This window comes from Paraburkholderia humisilvae (genome assembly GCF_902859855.1).
GTDB classification, from domain to species: domain Bacteria; phylum Pseudomonadota; class Gammaproteobacteria; order Burkholderiales; family Burkholderiaceae; genus Paraburkholderia; species Paraburkholderia humisilvae.
On record NZ_CADIKH010000035.1, the window covers coordinates 32,825 to 48,454 of the forward strand.

16 protein-coding genes are annotated in these 15,630 nt (G+C 64.5%); 13 read left to right on the forward strand and 3 right to left on the reverse strand.

Going from position 1 to position 15,630, the window contains the following annotated elements; translation table 11 throughout:
• Window positions 1–94: 94 nt before the first annotated feature.
• The 5 genes from HV796_RS28305 (at window position 95) to rfaE2 (ending at window position 5,431) form a co-directional block, all read left to right on the forward strand.
• Entirely contained in the window at window positions 95–1,081 is a 987-nt protein-coding gene (locus tag HV796_RS28305) for a fumarylacetoacetate hydrolase family protein (protein ID WP_175229950.1), read from the forward strand.
• 204 nt (window positions 1,082–1,285) lie between these two features.
• On the forward strand, window positions 1,286–2,128 hold the full coding sequence (locus HV796_RS28310; protein ID WP_175229952.1) for an enoyl-CoA hydratase/isomerase family protein: 843 nt from the start codon (window positions 1,286–1,288) through the stop codon (window positions 2,126–2,128).
• A 255-nt stretch (window positions 2,129–2,383) separates the two neighbouring features.
• On the forward strand, window positions 2,384–3,214 hold the full coding sequence (locus HV796_RS28315) for a PhaM family polyhydroxyalkanoate granule multifunctional regulatory protein (protein ID WP_175229954.1): 831 nt from the start codon (window positions 2,384–2,386) through the stop codon (window positions 3,212–3,214).
• Window positions 3,215–3,891: 677 nt separating this feature from the next.
• Window positions 3,892–4,755, forward strand: a complete 864-nt coding sequence (locus HV796_RS28320; RefSeq protein ID WP_175230031.1) for a ferritin family protein — start codon at window positions 3,892–3,894, stop codon at window positions 4,753–4,755.
• A 190-nt stretch (window positions 4,756–4,945) separates the two neighbouring features.
• On the forward strand, window positions 4,946–5,431 hold the full coding sequence (gene rfaE2, locus HV796_RS28325) for a D-glycero-beta-D-manno-heptose 1-phosphate adenylyltransferase (protein WP_175229956.1): 486 nt from the start codon (window positions 4,946–4,948) through the stop codon (window positions 5,429–5,431).
• Window positions 5,432–5,476: 45 nt separating this feature from the next.
• Here rfaE2 and HV796_RS28330 read toward each other — a convergent pair whose 3' ends face one another.
• The 3 genes from HV796_RS28330 to HV796_RS28340 are packed head-to-tail and all read right to left on the reverse strand — an operon-like array spanning window position 5,477 to window position 7,539.
• Window positions 5,477–5,716 (reverse strand): hypothetical protein, encoded by a 240-nt coding sequence (locus HV796_RS28330; protein WP_175229958.1) that lies wholly within the window; start codon window positions 5,714–5,716, stop codon window positions 5,477–5,479.
• A gap of 57 nt (window positions 5,717–5,773) precedes the next feature.
• Window positions 5,774–6,640, reverse strand: coding sequence for a type III pantothenate kinase (locus HV796_RS28335; RefSeq protein WP_175230034.1), 867 nt, complete (start codon window positions 6,638–6,640; stop codon window positions 5,774–5,776).
• Window positions 6,634–7,539 (reverse strand): biotin--[acetyl-CoA-carboxylase] ligase, encoded by a 906-nt coding sequence (locus HV796_RS28340; protein WP_175229960.1) that lies wholly within the window; start codon window positions 7,537–7,539, stop codon window positions 6,634–6,636. Before HV796_RS28340 ends, HV796_RS28335 begins: the two co-directional genes overlap by 7 nt.
• 267 nt (window positions 7,540–7,806) lie before the next feature.
• Between HV796_RS28340 and HV796_RS28345 the strand changes: the two genes are divergently transcribed.
• The 8 genes from HV796_RS28345 (at window position 7,807) to HV796_RS28380 (ending at window position 15,577) form a co-directional block, all read left to right on the forward strand.
• Window positions 7,807–8,943: an MlaE family ABC transporter permease gene (locus tag HV796_RS28345; RefSeq protein ID WP_175229962.1), complete on the forward strand. Its 1,137-nt coding sequence runs from the start codon at window positions 7,807–7,809 to the stop codon at window positions 8,941–8,943.
• A complete protein-coding gene (locus HV796_RS28350; RefSeq protein WP_175229964.1) occupies window positions 8,940–9,830 on the forward strand; it encodes an ABC transporter ATP-binding protein in 891 nt (296 codons plus the stop codon). The genes HV796_RS28345 and HV796_RS28350 overlap by 4 nt, the downstream gene beginning before the upstream one ends.
• Before the next feature lie 24 nt (window positions 9,831–9,854).
• The gene (locus tag HV796_RS28355) at window positions 9,855–10,838 is read left to right on the forward strand and encodes an MlaD family protein (protein WP_175229966.1); all 984 of its coding nucleotides are present in this window, start codon (window positions 9,855–9,857) and stop codon (window positions 10,836–10,838) included.
• An 18-nt stretch (window positions 10,839–10,856) separates the two neighbouring features.
• Complete coding sequence (locus HV796_RS28360) at window positions 10,857–11,495, forward strand: ABC-type transport auxiliary lipoprotein family protein (RefSeq protein WP_175229968.1); 639 nt, start codon at window positions 10,857–10,859, stop codon at window positions 11,493–11,495.
• Window positions 11,496–11,526: 31 nt separating this feature from the next.
• The gene (locus HV796_RS28365) at window positions 11,527–12,696 is read left to right on the forward strand and encodes a VanZ family protein (protein ID WP_175229970.1); all 1,170 of its coding nucleotides are present in this window, start codon (window positions 11,527–11,529) and stop codon (window positions 12,694–12,696) included.
• Window positions 12,697–12,905: 209 nt separating this feature from the next.
• On the forward strand, window positions 12,906–13,229 hold the full coding sequence (locus HV796_RS28370; protein ID WP_175229972.1) for a (2Fe-2S) ferredoxin domain-containing protein: 324 nt from the start codon (window positions 12,906–12,908) through the stop codon (window positions 13,227–13,229).
• Window positions 13,230–13,291: 62 nt separating this feature from the next.
• Entirely contained in the window at window positions 13,292–13,918 is a 627-nt protein-coding gene (locus HV796_RS28375; protein ID WP_175229974.1) for an alpha/beta hydrolase, read from the forward strand.
• A 438-nt stretch (window positions 13,919–14,356) separates the two neighbouring features.
• Window positions 14,357–15,577 carry a D-alanyl-D-alanine carboxypeptidase family protein gene (locus HV796_RS28380; RefSeq protein WP_175229976.1) on the forward strand — a complete coding sequence of 407 codons (1,221 nt, stop codon included), beginning with the start codon at window positions 14,357–14,359 and terminating at the stop codon, window positions 15,575–15,577.
• Window positions 15,578–15,630: the final 53 nt, after the last annotated feature.

The window sequence follows — 15,630 nt, forward strand, 5'->3', positions numbered from 1 at the left end:
CACGAACGGCTTGATGACCATGCAGAATGGGCGGCACGGATTCACCATCGTAGAATACATTCCTCATATCGTCACCCACACGCTCCATTCGCCTATGAAACTTGCCACGCTGAAGGACGGCACGCGCGACGGTCAGTTGATCGTCGTGTCGCGCGATCTGCAAACTGCCGCGGTTGCCGACGCGATCGTCGCCACACTGCAACGCGCACTTGACGACTGGACCTTTTACGCGCCACAACTGCGCGATCTGTACGACGCGGTGAACCAGGGCCGCGCGCGCAATACGTTCGCGTTCGATGCAAACGACTGTATGGCGCCGCTGCCGCGCGCGTTCCAGTGGGCTGACGCCTCTTCATATGTGAACCATGTCGAACTGGTGCGTCGCGCGCGCGGTGCCGAGATGCCGCCTGAGTTCTGGACCGACCCATTGATGTATCAGGGCGGCAGCGACGACTTTATCGGTCCGCGGGACGACATCGTCTGTGCGTCCGAGGAATTCGGCATCGATTTCGAGGCGGAGGTGGCGGTCATGACCGGCGATGTGCCGATGGGCGTGAAGCCCGAGCACGCATTGAGAAGCGTGCGCCTCGTCACGCTCGTCAACGATGTGTCGCTGCGCAATCTGATTCCGGCGGAACTCGCGAAAGGCTTCGGCTTTTTCCAGAGCAAGCCGGCGACAGCGTTCGCACCGGTCGCGGTGACGCCCGACGAGCTTGGCGAGCACTGGCGCGAAGGCCGCGTGCATCGTCCGATGATCGTGCACTGGAACGGGAAGAAAGTCGGCCAGCCGGATGCGGGCGTCGACATGGTGTTTCACTTCGGGCAACTGATTGCTCATGCCGCGAAGACGCGCAATCTGCGCGCCGGCACGATCGTCGGCTCAGGCACGGTGTCGAACAAGGATGCGAAGCGCGGCTACTGCTGTATCGCGGAGAAGCGGTGCCTGGAGATGATCGAAAGCGGCGCGCCGCAAACCGGATTCATGAAGTACGGCGACACGGTGAAGATCGACATGTTCGACGAAGCGGGCAAGTCGATTTTCGGCTCGATCGAGCAGGCGGTGGCGCCGCTGGCGCAATGACGCAACGGCGACCGGCGCTGGTGAAATCCACGGCGCCTCGTACGCGGGTTTTTCGTCATGGAGATTCGCGACGGCAAATGAATGGATCAGCCGGATCGATCAGCCGCGCTGAACACGCGGCGGCGGTGTCGTGTCGGAACGCCGCCGTCGCGCGGACCGACGTTCCTCCGACACGGCAAGCAGCGGTATCACCGGGGCATCGCCATGGCGCACGAATCGCAGCTCAGCAATCCCGCGTTTTACTCGCACTATCAGTCGCTGCGGCTGCGACGACATGCGCACGGCATCCTCGAAATCGTGATGAGCGGCGAAGGCGCGAACCGCAGCGGCCTTTCGACTGCGAATGCGCAGATGCATCGTGAACTCGCCGAGATCTGGCGCGACGTCGATCGCGATCCGGATGTGCGCGTCGCGTTGATTCGCGGTGAAGGCAAGGGCTTTTCCGCAGGCGGCGATCTGCAACTCGTCGAGCAGATGGCCACCGACTTCGCGGTGCGCACGCGAGTGTGGCGCGAGGCGCGCGATCTCGTCTACAACGTGATCAATTGCGGTAAGCCGATCGTGTCGGCGATGCACGGGCCGGCGGTCGGCGCGGGGCTGGTGGCCGGGCTGCTCGCCGATATTTCGATCGCGGCAAAGACCGCGCGCATTATCGACGGTCACACGCGCCTGGGTGTCGCGGCGGGCGATCATGCGGCGATCGTCTGGCCGCTGCTGTGCGGGATGGCGAAGGCCAAGTACTACCTGCTGCTATGCGAGCCGGTGAGCGGTGAGGAGGCGGAGCGCATCGGACTTGTGTCGCTGGCGGTCGACGAGCAGGATGTGCTGCCAAAGGCGCTCGACGTGGCGCAGAGGCTCGCGCAGGGATCGCAAACCGCGATCCGCTGGACCAAGTACGCGCTGAATAACTGGTTGCGCTCGGCAGGGCCGGCGTTCGATACGTCGCTTGCGCTCGAATTCATGGGCTTTGCCGGACCGGACGTGCGCGAAGGCGTGACATCGCTGCGCGAGCGCCGCGCGCCGGACTTTCCGGCCGGCGACCTATGAGATGAATCGGCGGCGAAAACAGCGGCACAAGCGCAGTGGGTCTTGTTGAGTGAATGTGCCGCGTCGCGTGTCGGTGGACTCCGCAGGAAGCACAATGGACGCATACTTTTGCAATACGCTCGCCACCCGCATCGACGGTATGATCCGTCGGGCGTTCGCCGAAGCCGTCGCCGGCGGCGGCCCGCAACCCACATCAGCTTCAGTTTTTCCCGCGCTTCGTTCTTATAGCGCCCGTTACGCTGCGAGGAGATCAACATGACCGACACGCCCGGCTCCACGCCGCCCTTTCCCGGATTTCCCGGCTTCCCGCCCGCCGAAATGCTCGACCGGATGTGGGGGATGATGCGTCTCACGCCGTTCGGCGCCGCCTTTCCCGGTACGCACCCGGGCGCTGCGCAGGGCTTCGTGCCGTCATTGTCGATGATGTCCGACATGATGGCGCCGCTGACCAACGTCGAAGAACTCGACAAGCGCATTACCGACATGCGCGCGGTCGAGCAATGGCTGAAACTGAATCTGAATATGCTGCAATCGGCGATTCAGGCGCTCGAGGTGCAGCGCGCAACGCTCGCGACGCTGCGGGCATTCGGCGCATTTGCCCAGTCGTCGATGACACAGCCGGTGGCCGACGCGCCGCGACGCGCGCAAACACCCGCCCAGCAACAGGCGGACGACATGGCTGCGTCCCGCGCGGACGCGGCCGCCGGAACGGGCGAGTCCGCGCAGGACACCGGCGAAAGCGCACCGCCGCCGGGGTTCGATGCGTCGGGATGGTGGAATCTGCTGCAATCGCAGTTCAATCAGATCGCGCAATTCGCGATGTCGCAACCGGGGATGGCCGAAGGCAATGCCACAGGCGCTGAGGGCAGCGACGGTGGCGGGCATCAGGCGGCCGAACGAAGCGAAGCGGCGGCGGCCCACACGAGCGAACCGCGTGCGAATCACGGGAGCCGGGCCGAGCGCAGTGCGGGCGCATCGTCGCAGCAGCCGGCAGCGAAACGGCCGGCTGCGAAGCGCGCGCCGGCAGCCAAACGGGCAGCCGCGAGCACACCGAAGAAGACGCCGGAGCCGGATCAGTCGGAGTAAGTCCGGCCCGGCGGTGAGGCGGACTTGCCGTCTGGTCGAGCTGCCGCGCCAGACGTTCGTTTGAGGCCGCGTGTTCGTCATGACCGGGTGTGGCCGCGCGGCTTCTCATCGGCCATGCGGCCCGCTTCTGTGCCGCTTCGGCCTCGCTTCGGCTCGCTTGCGCCGTTTTCGCGTCGCTGGTTGCCGCGTCGCGTCGTCTGTGTCGTTCCGCTCAAGCGGCAAAAGCAGCCTTGTTCCAGATCAATCAACGGCGTCCTTGCCGGTTGCGATGGCTTTTACAGCGCGGTCATTCAAGGCGTGCGTGTTATTATTCGTTAAGATTTTCAGCCCACGAGCCTGCGTCGAAAATCACCATTCCAGCAGCTCGCCAAGCGTCGGCATCCCGGCGTAGGGCTTGCCGCGGCGTTGCGCCGCACGCTGGCTTGACCTCAGGCACAGGGTCTCCCTCACCCACGGTTGGCCGCGCATTGTGAAATCCCGCATTTCGCAAGCGCTTAAAACGCCGCTGGTACTTCTTTGCCACAGAATTTTCTGGGCGACCGATTACCGCGTAAAATTGAATGCTGCGCCGGCGAAAGCGCGGTTTTCGTTCGTCAGCGGCAAAACGAGCAATAAGTGGTTGGACAGACACAAACAGACGTGGCCTTGCGCAGAACAGGGGTGGGACTATGAACACCATGCTTTATCCGGAACTATATAAATCGCTTGAATCCGTCCGATGGGACATGGAAAAAGACATCCCCTGGGACAAGTTCGACGCGTCATTGCTCACCGACGAGCAGGCCGCAACGATCAAGATGAACGCGATCACGGAATGGTCCGCGCTGCCCGCCACGGAAATGTTCCTGCGCGACAATCATCACGACAGCGATTTCTCAGCGTTCATGAGCGTGTGGTTCTTCGAAGAACAAAAACACTCACTCGTATTGATGGAATATCTGCGGCGCTTTAAGCCGGAACTGGTCCCCACTGAAGAAGAATTGCACGCGGTGCGCTTCGAATTCGATCCGGCGCCGCCGCTCGAAACGCTGATGCTGCATTTCTGCGGCGAAATCCGTCTGAATCACTGGTATCGCCGGGCTGCCGAATGGCATACCGAACCGGTCATCAAGCACATTTACGAAACGATCTCGCGCGACGAGGCCCGTCATGGCGGCGCGTATCTGCGTTACATGAAAAAAGCCATGGGCAACTTCGGCGACGTGGCACGCGCGGCGTTCGCGAAAATCGGCGTGCTGATGGCGTCGGCGCGCCGCACCGAAAAGCCGCTGCATCCGACCAACCTGCACGTGAATCAGGCGCTGTTCCCGCGCGATACGATCCAGTCGCGTCTGCCCGATCCCGAGTGGCTCGAACGCTGGCTCGACGAGCAGATCCGCTTCGATGACGGTTGGGAAAAGAAGGTCGTCGAACGGATCTTGCATAACCTGTCCATTCTGTTCGAGCGCACGTTCAACACGGCGCAGGAATTGAACCGTTACCGCAAGGAAGTCACCGCGCGCCTGCAGAGCGAACAAGGTCCGGCGCGGCAGCCCGCGTGATGCGCTGAAGCGCGGCTGAGAAACTCACACAGGCATGCTTGTCCTTGATCGCGGCCCGGCAGGCGTAAGCCCGCCGGGCCGTTTTGCGTCGGTCGCCTGACGTGGGCGTGCCGGCCTCGGCATGGATTCGTCAGAACCTGTCGACACGTGTATCGTTGCGGCAACCCCGGCTACTCCCATTTCCTTCGTCATGACCGCTTCTTTCGAACGCAAGTTCACGACCCGCGACGCGCTCGCGCAACGCCGTCCGTCGCTGCGCGGGCCGGTGGTATTCACCAATGGTGTGTTCGACATTCTGCATCGCGGTCACGTCACCTATCTCGCGGATGCGAAGGCGCTGGGCGCGTGTCTGATCGTCGGTGTGAACAGCGACGCTTCGGTGCGTATGCTCGGCAAGGGCGACGATCGGCCGATCAACCACGAAGACGACCGGATGGCGCTACTCGCAGCGCTCGAAAGCGTTGACTGGGTGGTGCGTTTCGACGAACGCACGCCGATTGAGCTGATCGAAGCACTGCGTCCCGACGTGCTGGTGAAAGGCGGCGACTACGATATGGACGCATTGCCGGAATCGGCGCTGGTGCGTGGCTGGGGCGGGCGGGCGCTAGCCATTCCGTTCGAGCATGACCGCTCGACCACTGCGCTGCTAAAGAAAGTCCGCGCGCCGCAACAGTAGGACGGTCGCGCGGCTCGATGCGAGCGGCCGGATGCCGCCGCGTGGCTATTGCAACAGCGCCGACGCCGCGATCGGCGCGACCGGTGCGGGGCCGCCCACGACGGCCTGGTCCGCCGCGTCGGCGGCCGACATCGGTTGTACGCGCAGCCATTCCGGATGAATCTGGCGGTTCAGATGAAACGGCTCGTGCGCGCCGGCGGCCGGCGCCGACCCGAATAAGCCGCGCACCGCGGCGAATGCCAACAGATTGGCAATGACGAGCAGGGTGATCAGCCAGCGCAGCATCGGTGGACTCTCCGTTGTGTGGTGTCAGTCGTCGTGAGCGACAACCTGTTTCTGTTCTTATGCGGCGTGCGGGGCGCCATCGGTGGCGATCAACGCGAGCCCCGCGAGCACCAGCGAATCGTGCCGCGTATGCGGCACCTGCAGCGACCTGACCACTTCGCCTGCTGCGCCGCCGCCGACCACGAGCCGCATTGGCGTACGCCATTCGTCCTGCAGACGGCGCCACATCCGCTCGATGAACGCCGCTTGCGCCAGTGCGCATCCCGCTGCGATCGCATCGTGCGTATTCGTCGCGAAGCATAACGCATGCGGATCAGACCACGCAGGGATGGCGGCCTCGGACGGGTGATCGTCCGTCAGCGGGTCCTGTGTGTCGAGCGTGCCTAGCGTCGGCAATTGCGCGGTGTGCTCGCCGAGCGAGCGCATCATCAGCGACCAGCCCGGCGTGATCAATCCGCCCGCGAACGTGCCGTCCTTGCGTAGCGCTTCCAGCGTGGTCGCAGTGCCGAAGGTCGCGATGAGCAGATCTTCATCCGGAAATGCCGCATGTGCGCCGATCATGCCGGCCCAGCGGTCACTACCGAGCGACGCCGGCACCGTGTAGCCGTTGCGCACGCCGCATTGCTGCGCGGTGGCGTGAATCGTTGTGCGCGGCAGCGCGGGCCAGTACGCGTCGAGCAGCGTGTCGACGCGCCGCGCGACGGCTTCACCCGCGACGTTCGAGATCCATGCGCCACGCGGCGCCGGGAGCGCGTGCCAATCGGGTTCGTGCTCGGCGACGAGGGGGTCGCCGATGCCCTTCACCAGCAAACCGCTATGCGTGAACGTGCCGCTGTGCGTTTGTGCGCCGTTGCCATCGACCAGCGCCCATTTGACGCGGCTATTGCCGGCATCGATCAGCAAAAACGGCGCGCGGTTCACGATACGCCCCGCTCGACAAGCCGCAGCGACACGTCGCCGGTCGAGATCGCGGTACGGCCGATATGCGTATCGAGCAGCAGTTGCCCGCGCTCGTCGACGCCCTCGGCGATGCCGCGCCCGACTTCGACGCCTTGCTCGAACAGCAGCACCTCGCGGCCGGCATAGGCGTGACACGCGTTCCAGCGCGGCTGGAACGGCGCGAAGCCTTCCGCCGCAAAGCGTTTGAGCGCCGGTTCGAGCGCGTTGAGCTCGGCGGCGAGCGTATCGGTGAGATTGGCTGTCGGCAGCGCACGCGACAGCGCCGTGGGCGTCGCACCGCGCGCTTCGGGCGGCACGCCGGCATTCAGCGCGCCGACCTTCGCGGCCAGTTCGTCGGCGCCTTTCACATTGGTGCCGATGCCGATCACCACCGCGCTTGCGTCGTCGGTGCTCCACGCGGTTTCGATCAGGATACCGGCCAGCTTGTCGCCTTCGAGCAGCACGTCGTTCGGCCACTTCAGCGCGATCTGGCCGGGGCCCGCGACCGGCAGCGAGCGCAGCCCGTCGACCAGCGCGACACCGACCGCCAGACTCAGGCCCGCCAGCCCTTCGAGCGGACACGGCAGCACACAGGCGACCGAAAACAGCAACGCGTTGCCCGGTTCCGCGTACCATGGGCGGCCGCGGCGGCCGCGGCCCGCGGTTTGCAGATAGGCGACCCGCACGATCGGCCGCTCGAGCGCGCCGGCCTTACGCGGCAATGTTTTCACGCGGGCCATCAGGTCGGCGTTGGTGGAGCCGGTTTCCTCGACGATCTCGATCGGCCAGTCGTGCGCGGCCGGACCGAATAGCGTCACCGCGCGGGCGCGGTCGATGCGCCAGTCGTCGGTATCGTGGGCGCCAGATGAGGTGGGGATAGTCATGCGGCGTATTGTAGCGACCACTCGCACCGGCCGCGACCCACCGCTCGTCAATGCCGGTGGCGCGGTGTTGCCCAGTGTTGCCGAATGACGCTGGTTTTCGTCAATTCCCGTCGCGTCCCATCGGTGTTTGCCGCTTTTTGCCGCTTCTTGCCGCTTCGTGCAGTGACCCGCCGACCTCCGGCGGCGCAGGGCCGGGCATGCCCGCACGGCCGCGAGGCGGCGCGTTCGTTACAATGCCCGTTAATCCGACAACGACCATCCAGCGCCTTGAACTACGACACTCCGCCCGGCCTTGAAGTCGCGGCAGGCAGACAGGGCAAGATCGTCCGGCTGTCCGGCCAGTGGACTGCGCTCGCACTCGCGCGCGACCGCTCGCAGGGCCGTGCGCTGCCCCGCCTGCGCGAGCTGATCGGCACCGACAAGGTCGCGCAATGGGACTTGTCGCGCATCGAGCGGCTGGACCACGTCGGCGGCCAGGCGCTGTGGCGCATGTGGGGCTATCGACTGCCCGCTGATCTGGTTGCGTTGAATGCGACACAGCGTGACATTTTCGACCGGATCGCACTGCTCGACCGCGAACGCGAGAACCCCGAGAGCGTGCTGCGCCCCGACCCGTTCACGCGGCTCGGTCTTGGTCTCTTCTCGTTCTTCGAGCATCTGTACGGCGGCGTCGCGATGTTCGGCCGCGTGGTGCTGGACCTGCTGTCGGTCGCGCGCAATCCGAAGATCATGCCGTGGAAAGAAATTTCCGCGAACGTCTACTACGCGGGCGCGAGAGCGCTGCCGATCATCGCGCTCGTCGCGTTCCTGATCGGCATCGTGCTCAGCTATCTGTCCGCGCAGCAATTGCGTCTGTTCGGCGCGAACCAGTTCATTGTCAATATCCTCGGGCTAGCGGTGATCCGCGAACTGGGGCCGGTGCTGTCGGCGATTCTCGTCGCGGGGCGTTCGGGCTCGTCGATCACCGCGCAGATCGGTGTGATGCGGGTCACCGAAGAACTCGACGCAATGCGCGTGATGGGCATTCCGCACGGGCTGCGGCTGATTCTTCCGCGGGTGATCGCGCTCGCCGTCGCGATGCCGCTGCTCGTGATGTGGACCAACATCATCTCGCTGCTGGGCGGTGCGCTCGCCGCGAAACTCGTGCTGCAGATCGATATGTCGTACTTTGCGCGCTCGCTGCCGAGCGTCGTGCCGGTCGCGAACCTGTGGATCGGTCTCGGTAAGGGCGCGACCTTCGGCATGCTGATCGGGCTGGTCGGCTGCCATTTCGGCTTTCGCATCAAGGCGAATTCGCAAAGCCTCGGCGAAGGCACAACGGCCTCGGTCGTTACCTCGATCACGGTCGTGATTCTCGCGGACGCGGTGTTCGCGATTCTCTTTCAGAACGTGGGGCTCTCATGATTGCGCCGCTTACACATGCCGTACGGGACCAGCCGCTGCCGGAGATCGCCGAAACCGTGATCGAGGTGCGCAACCTGACGAAACGCTATGGCCGCAACGTCGTGCACCAGCACCTGAACTTCGACGTGAGGCGCGGCGAGATCGTCGCGATCGTCGGTGGGTCAGGCTCGGGCAAGACCACGCTGATGCGCCAGATCCTCGGGCTCGATAAGCCGACGTCAGGCACGATCAAGGTGTTCGGCGAGGACACGTCGCAGATCGATCCGGAAGAGGCGCGCCTGATGCGCAGCCGGATGGGCATGCTGTTCCAGCAGGGCGCGCTCTTTTCATCGCTGTCGGTATTCGACAACATCGCGCAGCCATTGCGCGAGCTCGGCAAGGTGCCGGAAGAACTGCTGCGCGACATCGTGATGCTGAAGCTCGAGATGGTCGGCCTGCCATGCAAGAATGCGTCGAAGATGCCGGCGGCGCTGTCGGGCGGGATGATCAAGCGGGTCGGCATTGCGCGCGCGATCGCGCTCGAGCCGGAACTGCTCTTCCTCGATGAGCCGACCGCGGGGCTCGACCCGCAGGCGTCCGACGAATTCGTCGAATTGATCAGCGCGTTGCATCGCGCGCTCGGGCTGACTGTCGTGATGGTCACACACGACCTCGACACAATGGTCGCGTTGTCGTCGCGCGTCGCGGTGCTGGCCGACCGCAAGGTGCTGGTCGCCGCGCCGGTCGAGGAAGTGGCGCACGTCGATCATCCGTTCATCCGCGAGTATTTCCTCGGCCTGCGCGGACGTCTCGCGCTGCAAGGGCTGTCGCCGGAGCGCCGCGCGAAGCTGCCGTCCGAGGCGCTCGAACCCGCGTGCGACGCAATCGCGCTGCGAACCGCGATGTAAGCGGAGAACCTGGGGAACCTGACGATGGAAAACAAATCGCACGCCTTCTGGGCCGGGCTTTTCACCGTGGCGCTGGCGTTCGCGATCGCGGCAGCGGCGTTTCTGTTCAACGTCGACCGGTCGGAGCGCATACCTTACGACCTGATTGCGCGCACCAATGTGACGGGGCTCTATCCGGACGCGGCAGTGCGCTTTCGCGGACTCGACGTGGGCAAGGTGCAGTCGTTGAAGTTCGATCCGGACCATACCGGACAGATCCTGATCCGCATTCTGGTCGACAAGCGCGCGCCGATCACCCATTCGACATACGGCACGCTCGCGCTGCAGGGGGTCACCGGCATCGCGTTCGTGCAGCTCGACGATACGGGCAAGAACCAGACGCCGCTTCCTTCGACGCCCAAAGACGTCGCGCAGTTGCCGTTGCACCCGGGCCTGTTCGATCAGCTGCAAAAACGTGGAGAAGTGCTGCTGCGACAGCTCGAACGTGTCGCGTCGGACGTCGATGACCTGCTGTCGCCGGAGAATCGCAAGCAACTGGTCGCAACCGTGGCAAGCCTGCAGCAGGCGGCCGACGGCGTCACGTCGCTGACGCAGCAAATGGCGCCGGCCGCCGGCAAGCTGCCCCACACGGTCGATCAGCTGAACGCGACGCTCGCGTCGACGAACCAGTTAGTGTCGAGCCTGAACCGGGCGAACGGTCCGCTCGAAACCAACCTGAACAAGGTCGGCACGGCGGCACAGCAGGCGGGCGATGCACTGACCGAAATGAACGCATCATTGCAGGAGATGTCAGCGCGGGTCGGCTACGACACGCTGCCGAAGGTCAATTCGCTGGCCGACGATGTGCGCACGGCGGTGCGCTCGGTCGATCGGGCCGCGAACACCTTGAGCGACGACCCACGCAGCATCCTGTTCGGCGCGCCGCGCCAGCCACCGGGTCCGGGCGAACCGGGCTTCTCATGGCCGGAAGCGACGGGTGCTGCGACGGGTGCTATCACGCAAAAATGATCTGAAAGGAATACGCCCATGTCACGCGCGATCAATCGCCTCATTCCGTGCGGTGTTCCGCTTGTTCCCATGTTTGCTGTGGCATTCGCCGTCGGCGCGCTGCTAAGCGGATGCGCGAGCAGTTCGACGGTGATGTCGGACATCCGCTACGATCTCGGGCCGCCCGCGCAGGTGGCGAGCGCGGGTCCGCTGTCGCCCGTCAAGATGCTCGACGTCACCGCGCCCGAGACGCTCGGCTCCGACCGGCTGATCTACCGGCTGAGTTACGTGGATACGCAGCGCACCGCGTCGTATGCAAATAGCCACTGGACGATGCCGCCCGCCCAGTTGCTGACGCAACGGCTGCGCAACGCGTTGTCGGCGCGCGGCACTGTGCTGACCGGTGGCGACGGCATGCGTGCGCCGGTGCTGAGGGTCGATCTCGAAGAGTTCGAACAGGACTTCGACGCTCAGGCGCAAAGCCACGGCGCGGTGACCGCGCGCGCGACGCTCTCCTTCCAGGGCAAGGTCGTCGGCCAACACACATTCGCCGCGCGTGCGCCGGCGAGCACACCGGATGCGGCGGGGGGCGCGCGGGCAATTGCAGCCGCCACTGACGACCTCGTTGCGCAGATCACCGCATGGCTCGACGCGCAGGCGGTCGTCGCCGCGCAATGACGGGCGGGCCGCGCGCGCCGCGGAGCGCGGCATGACTGACAAGCCGTGGCAGCGCCGTCCGTCGGCGTTGGCGAGGCAGGCGCTCGCGTTCTACGCGGCGCTGATCGTGTACGGTTCGTGGTATCCGTTTTACGGCTGGCGTTCGCTCGGGCTTGCGCCGTTCGCTTATCTCACCGATCCGCTGCCGCAATACCTGACGCTTTTCGACGTCGTCACCAATGTGCTTGGCTATATGCCGCTCGGCGCGCTGGTCGTGCTGGCCGTCTATCCGCGCGTGCGCGGCTCGCTGGCGGTGGGGCTCGCGTTCGGCGCCGGCGCGCTGCTGTCGGCGCTCATGGAAGCCGGGCAGACCTATTTGCCGACGCGCATCGCGTCGAATCTCGATCTGGCGGCCAATGCGCTGGGTGCGCTGCTGGGTGCGGCATTGATGTCCCCTGCCACCGGAGCGTTGCTCGACCGCGGCCTGTTCAGACGCATCCGCTTTCTGTGGTTTGAACGCGATAGCGCGGCGATCACGTGTATTGCCGCGCTGTGGCCGTTCGCGACGATGTTTCCGGCGCCACGGCTGTTCGGCCTCGGCGATTGGCCGCGCGCGTTGTGGCTGCGCTTCGATGCGGGCATGCAGGAGACGCTGCTCGCGTGGGCGCCTGCCGCGTGGCACGTGCCGTCGTGGCCGGGGTTCATCTCCGCGTGGCTACCCGATGACGGATGGGAGGCATTGATCACCGCGCTTAACCTGCTCGCGGCTGGCGCGCTCGCCTCGCTGCCGATGCGCCGGCGTGCGCCGCGCCGTCTTCTGCTCGTGGCGTTTATCGTGTCGACGCTCGCGGTCAAAGCGGGTGCCACCTTTCTGCAGTCGCAAAGCGGCCTCGCATTCGATTGGGCTACGCCGGGCGCATTGATCGGACTGGCGTGCGGCACTGCCGCGGTTTTGCTCGTGCTGGTGCTGCCGTTCGCATGGCGCGCGACGCTTGCGGCCACCGCGCTGATGACCGCGTTGATATTCGTCAATCTGCTGCCGGTGAACCCCTATTTCGATGTCGTGCTCGCCGATTGGCGCCAGGGCCGTTATCTGCACTTCAACGGTCTCGCGCACTGGCTTGCGTGGACATGGCCGTACGCGGCGCTCGTGTGGCTCGCGTTTTCCGCCGAGCGCGCATGGCTCACGCGGCGGCGCGCGAGCGGCGGGCAACGCACGTGATCGGCCCACCCAGCCGCGCCGAGTTGCGCGTGTGCGCCGCGTGAACGCTGTGTGATGCCTGCATGAGCGCTGTACGAGCGGCTCACGGAAGCGGTCGCTATAATCGGTTGGATCGATCGCAAGCGACGACGCTTGCCCCGCCTTTAAGCCCGTGCCGCGGTCTTCAAGGTCCGCACTTTCAAAACCATTTCGCCTTGCCGCCTACGCCGATGGATTCATTTTTCAAGTATCACGTGTTCTTTTGCCTGAACCAGCGGGAACCCGGCGCGGCGCGGCCGTGCTGCGCAAACTGCAATGCGCAGGAAATGCAGGAATACGCGAAAAAGCGCGTCAAGCAGCTGGGGCTCGCCGGGCCGGGCAAGGTGCGCATCAACAAGTCCGGATGTCTCGACCGCTGTGAAGAGGGGCCGACAGTCGTGATTTATCCGGAAGGAACGTGGTACACGTACGTCGATTCAAGCGACATCGACGAAATCATCGACTCCCACCTGGTGAACGGCAAGGTGGTCGAGCGTCTGAAAATGGATCGGTAAATCGATCAGCCAGTTGGGTCATCCATCAATCGACCCGTCAAATTGACCCGGAAGCGGCGCCAATGAACGCTCATACGAAGAAATTCCTGATCGACGGTCCGGTGGGCAAAATCGAGGTCGCGCTCGATCTGCCCGACGGCGAACCGCGCGGCATCGCGCTTGTCGCGCATCCGCATCCACTGTTCGGCGGCTCGATGGACAACAAGGTCGCGCAAACACTCGCGCGTACGCTGGTGCAATTGAAGTACGTGACGTACCGTTCGAATTTCCGCGGCGTTGGCGCGACCGAGGGCGAGCACGACAACGGCGTCGGCGAGCGCGATGACCTGCGCGCGGTGCTCGATTACATGCGCGCACAACCCGGACAGGCTGACCTGCCGCTCGTGCTCGCCGGATTTTCATTCGGCACCTTCGTGCTTTCGCATGTTGCCGCGCGGCTGCGCGAAGAAGGGCGCGCAATCGAGCGAATCGTGTTTGTCGGCACCGCGACGAGCCGTTGGGACGTCGCGCCGGTGCCGGACACGACGCTCGTGATTCACGGCGAAATAGACGACACGGTGCCGGTTCAATCCGTGTTCGACTGGGCGGCACCGCAGGAATTGCCGGTTGTCGTGATTCCGGGCGCCGAGCATTTCCTGCATCGCAAGCTCCACATTCTGAAGCGGATCATCGTCGACGCCTGGCGCTGAGCTTTGCCCGCGTCGCGCTGTTGCTGCGCGGCGCAGAGTGCGTGTTCCAGCGCAATGCGGCTTCGGCTCGCGTTGATGCACGCAGTGCGTGAACACAACACCGTCGCAAGAAATCGCGGTAAAAGCGGGGCCAGGCTGGAAAAATGTGGTCTGGCGGCGCGTATAATGAGCGCTCTTTTTTTGGGCGCAGCGCGCCCTTTCCGCCACAGGCGTTGCGCAATGATCATGCATCGATCACGCATTAATCATGTCCGCGCCGCAGCGGATACGAGGTACGCTGCGCGAACCGATCGTGTCGCCGGTAGTCCAAAAAGCGCTGCGCTGTCTTGCCGCTGTCCTCTCGTGGATACGCACGGCGCGGTGCGACGTGTGCTCGCCGGTTTCCGCAAATTGCGCGCCGCTCACGCGTGAATGCTCATTTCTGCCCGAACCCATCCTATGCGCTTCTCCAATTCCGGCTTCCCGTCACTGGCGTCTTTCGTTCCCCAATCCATTAGCCGCGCAGTGACGCTCGGCGTCGTGCTGCCTGCGACGCTTGTCGCGAGCACCGCGTTTGCGCAGGTGCCGCCACCGGCCGTCAATGCGCGCTCGTGGGTCCTTGTCGATGCGACCAGCAATCAGGTGCTCGCGTCGGGCAATCCGGATGAGCGTGTCGAGCCCGCTTCGCTGACGAAGCTGATGACCGCGTACCTCGTGTTTCAGGCACTGGACACGAAGAAGATCTCGATGGATCAAACGGTGATGCCGAGTGTGGCGGTCCGCCGCGTACGCAACGACGAATCGCGGATGTTCATCGAAGCGAACAAGCCGGTGACCGTGCACGATCTGGTCTACGGGATGATCGTCCAGTCGGGTAACGACGCGGCTATCGCACTGGCTGAACTGGTGGGCGGCACTGAAGCGCAGTTCGTCGCGATGATGAACGCGCAAGCGCAGAAGCTCGGCATGAAGAACACGCATTACGCCGACGTGAACGGCATGCCCGACGCGCAGCACTACACGACCGCTGGCGATCTCGCGCTTCTGTCGACGCGCCTGATTCGCGATTATCCGGACTACTACAACATCTTCTCAGTCAAGGAATTCACGTACAACAAGATCAAGCAGCCGAATCGCAACCGCTTGCTGTGGCTCGATCCGACGGTCGACGGGCTGAAGACCGGCCATACGCAAGCGGCGGGCTACTGCCTGATCGCGACCGCGAAGCGTCCCGTGCCGGGCGCACCGGATGCGTCGCGCCGCCTCGTCACCGTGATGATGGGCGAGGTGAAGGAACACGACCGCGTGCAGGACAGCCTGAAGATGCTGAACTACGGCTATAGCGCATATGACGTGGTGCGCCTCTACAAGGCTGGCCAGGTAATCGAAACGCCGCGCGTGTATAAGGGCACGCAGGATACGGTCAAGCTCGGTGTGTTGACCGATCAGTACATCACGGTTCCAAAGGGGCTCGGTGACAAGCTGAAGCCGCAAGTCGAGCACGCCGATCCGCTGATCGCGCCGCTTGCGGCGGGCCAGCAGGTCGGTACCGCGAAGCTCGTGTCGGACGGCAAGACGCTTGTGCAATTCCCGATCGTCGCGCTGCAGCCGGTGCCGCAAGCGGGTATCGTCGGCCGTGTGTGGGATTCGCTGATGTTGATGTTCAACAAGAAGAAATAAGCCTGCAACCGCAGCGGCGGCTGGCCGTTTCAATTGCCGCGCGCGTGCCGGCC

Excerpts from the sequence above, each read along its gene's own strand:
- HV796_RS28305 (WP_175229950.1), top strand. The coding sequence starts at position 95 with ATGAAACTTGCCACGCTGAAGGACGGCACGCGCGACGGTCAGTTGATC.
- HV796_RS28310 (WP_175229952.1), top strand. The coding sequence starts at position 1,286 with ATGGCGCACGAATCGCAGCTCAGCAATCCCGCGTTTTACTCGCACTAT.
- HV796_RS28315 (WP_175229954.1), top strand. The coding sequence starts at position 2,384 with ATGACCGACACGCCCGGCTCCACGCCGCCCTTTCCCGGATTTCCCGGC.
- HV796_RS28320 (WP_175230031.1), top strand. The coding sequence starts at position 3,892 with ATGCTTTATCCGGAACTATATAAATCGCTTGAATCCGTCCGATGGGAC.
- rfaE2 (WP_175229956.1), top strand. The coding sequence starts at position 4,946 with ATGACCGCTTCTTTCGAACGCAAGTTCACGACCCGCGACGCGCTCGCG.
- HV796_RS28330 (WP_175229958.1), bottom strand. The coding sequence starts at position 5,716 with ATGCTGCGCTGGCTGATCACCCTGCTCGTCATTGCCAATCTGTTGGCA.
- HV796_RS28340 (WP_175229960.1), bottom strand. The coding sequence starts at position 7,539 with ATGACTATCCCCACCTCATCTGGCGCCCACGATACCGACGACTGGCGC.
- HV796_RS28350 (WP_175229964.1), top strand. The coding sequence starts at position 8,940 with ATGATTGCGCCGCTTACACATGCCGTACGGGACCAGCCGCTGCCGGAG.
- HV796_RS28355 (WP_175229966.1), top strand. The coding sequence starts at position 9,855 with ATGGAAAACAAATCGCACGCCTTCTGGGCCGGGCTTTTCACCGTGGCG.
- HV796_RS28360 (WP_175229968.1), top strand. The coding sequence starts at position 10,857 with ATGTCACGCGCGATCAATCGCCTCATTCCGTGCGGTGTTCCGCTTGTT.
- HV796_RS28365 (WP_175229970.1), top strand. The coding sequence starts at position 11,527 with ATGACTGACAAGCCGTGGCAGCGCCGTCCGTCGGCGTTGGCGAGGCAG.
- HV796_RS28370 (WP_175229972.1), top strand. The coding sequence starts at position 12,906 with ATGGATTCATTTTTCAAGTATCACGTGTTCTTTTGCCTGAACCAGCGG.
- HV796_RS28375 (WP_175229974.1), top strand. The coding sequence starts at position 13,292 with ATGAACGCTCATACGAAGAAATTCCTGATCGACGGTCCGGTGGGCAAA.
- HV796_RS28380 (WP_175229976.1), top strand. The coding sequence starts at position 14,357 with ATGCGCTTCTCCAATTCCGGCTTCCCGTCACTGGCGTCTTTCGTTCCC.